Below are 2113 nucleotides of genomic sequence, written 5' to 3' on the forward strand. Positions count from 1 at the left end.
GAGGACTACGCCCAGCGGCAGAACCGCTATAGGGTGCTGAAGAAGGCCAACCCTGAAGCGGCAGCCAAGCTGATGGAAGAGGCCAACAAGGTCACGGCCACGCGTTTCGACCTCTACAAGAAACTGGCCGAAATGCAGGCAGATTGCGGGATCGAAAAATAATCCCGCAAAGAGGTGACAAGAACTCCCGGCGATAATTTCGCCGGGAGTTTTTTTTCGCGGGCGTGGGCTCCCGGAAAAACCTTGATTCATCCCGGGCCCAATGCTATATAAGGCTTTCGTGTAGAAACCCCGCCTAGGAGCACTGCCCAAGGAGCACTGAATGTTCGGGTCTCAGTCAACCTTCGTCATGTATGACGAAGAGCTCAAGAGAATCTACGCCGTTATCGAGAAGCTTCTGCGTGAATCCAACAGCAAGGTCATTTTTCTGGTCGACAAAAACGGTCAGTTGATCGCCGCTACCGGCGAAACCGAGCACCTGGATACCACGAGTTTGGCTTCGCTGACGGCCGGCAATATTGCAGCTACGGGCGGTCTGGCCAAATTGATCGGGGAAAAAGAATTTTCCATCCTCTTTCACGAGGGAGAAAAAGACAACATTCATATCTCCATCATTGCCGGGCGGGTAATCCTGGTGGTCATCTTCGACCAGCGCAGTTCCCTCGGCCTCGTGCGGCTCCGGGTCAAAAAGGCCAGCGATGAACTGGCGGTTATTTTCGAGGACCTGGGGCGAAAGACGGCGGAAATGGAGAAGGAGGGGACAAACCAGAGTCCCTTCGCCGAGATAACCGATGACGACATCGACAATCTCTTCAAATGACAGGGTAGCCGAGCATGTCTTTCATCAATTACGCCTCGCGTGAAATCAATTGTAAAATCGTATATTACGGACCGGGGCTCTGCGGCAAGACCACCAATCTGCAGCTGGTTTACCAGAAGACCGCTCCCGAGGCCAAGGGGAAGATGATCTCGCTGGCCACCGAAACGGAGCGGACCCTCTTCTTCGATTTCCTCCCCCTTGCCCTCGGCGAAATTCGAGGCTTCAAGACGCGTTTTCACCTCTACACCGTTCCCGGACAGGTTTTCTATGATGCGTCCCGCAAGCTGATTCTCAAAGGGGTGGACGGCGTTGTTTTCGTCGCCGACTCCCAGGAAGAACGACTCGACGCCAACATCGAAAGCATGGAGAACCTTAAAGATAATCTGGAGGAGCAGGGGTATCAATTGGAAAAACTCCCCTTCGTGATCCAGTACAATAAACGCGACCTGCCTAATGTGACTTCAACGGAGGAACTGCGGAGCCTGCTCAACCCCGACAATGTTCCCGACTTCGAAGCCTGCGCCACGACCGGCGAAGGGGTTTTCGAAACCCTCAAAGCCGTCGCCAAGCAGATTCTGATCGATCTGAAAAAAGGGGGAGGGTAGATCCCACCCCCCCCTTTACGACGAGAGACGAAGAGGCCATTTCCTTCATGGGGAAATGGCCTCTTCGTTTGGCGAACGTGAAAGCGGATGGATCGAAAACGTACGGGGTTGGACGAACACCTCATCCGCATCGGCGATTCAGGTGGGTATGGAGAGGATGACATTCGTTGCGGATTATCAGAGCTCTTTTGTGTAAAAATGATTGAAGGTTCGTTATTTTTGCTTTGGCGCCGGCTCTGCCGCGAAATCTAATCAAACCCTAACAATGCCGCTCCTATACTTCCGCAAACCGACGGAGGATTTAAATGAGCAAAGAACACATTCTGGTGATCGAAGACGAAGAGGATATTCTGGCGGTGATCCACTACAACCTGGCTAAAGAGGGATACAGGGTGACTTCGCGCACCACCGGCGAGGAAGGTCTGCAGGAGGCGCGGGAGACCTCTCCCGATCTGGTGATTCTCGATCTGATGCTCCCGGGAATCGACGGCATGGAGGTCTGCCGCAGGCTGCGCGAGGATCCGGCCACCTCCCGTACTCCGGTAGTGATGCTCACCGCCAAGGGGGAGGAGGCCGATATCGTCGGTGGCCTTGAGACGGGAGCCGACGACTATGTGACCAAGCCGTTCAGCCAGAAGGTGCTCTCGGCCCGGATCAAGACGGTTCTGCGCCGGCGGGAGCAGGCGGC

Annotated in this window: 3 protein-coding genes; all 3 read left to right on the forward strand. The window is 54.8% G+C overall.

What is annotated here, in order from left to right; genetic code table 11:
* Nucleotides 1-322 precede the first annotated feature (322 nt).
* On the forward strand, nucleotides 323-820 hold the full coding sequence (locus DTF_RS0117720; RefSeq protein WP_027716406.1) for a roadblock/LC7 domain-containing protein: 498 nt from the start codon (nucleotides 323-325) through the stop codon (nucleotides 818-820).
* A gap of 14 nt (nucleotides 821-834) precedes the next feature.
* Entirely contained in the window at nucleotides 835-1425 is a 591-nt protein-coding gene (locus DTF_RS0117725; RefSeq protein WP_027716407.1) for an ATP/GTP-binding protein, read from the forward strand.
* Between the two features lie 305 nt (nucleotides 1426-1730).
* On the forward strand, nucleotides 1731-2113 hold a 383-nt coding region (locus DTF_RS0117730), incomplete at its 3' end, for a response regulator (protein ID WP_027716408.1).

The sequence above is a fragment of the Desulfuromonas sp. TF genome (genome assembly GCF_000472285.1).
Taxonomy (GTDB): Bacteria; Desulfobacterota; Desulfuromonadia; order Desulfuromonadales; family ATBO01; genus ATBO01.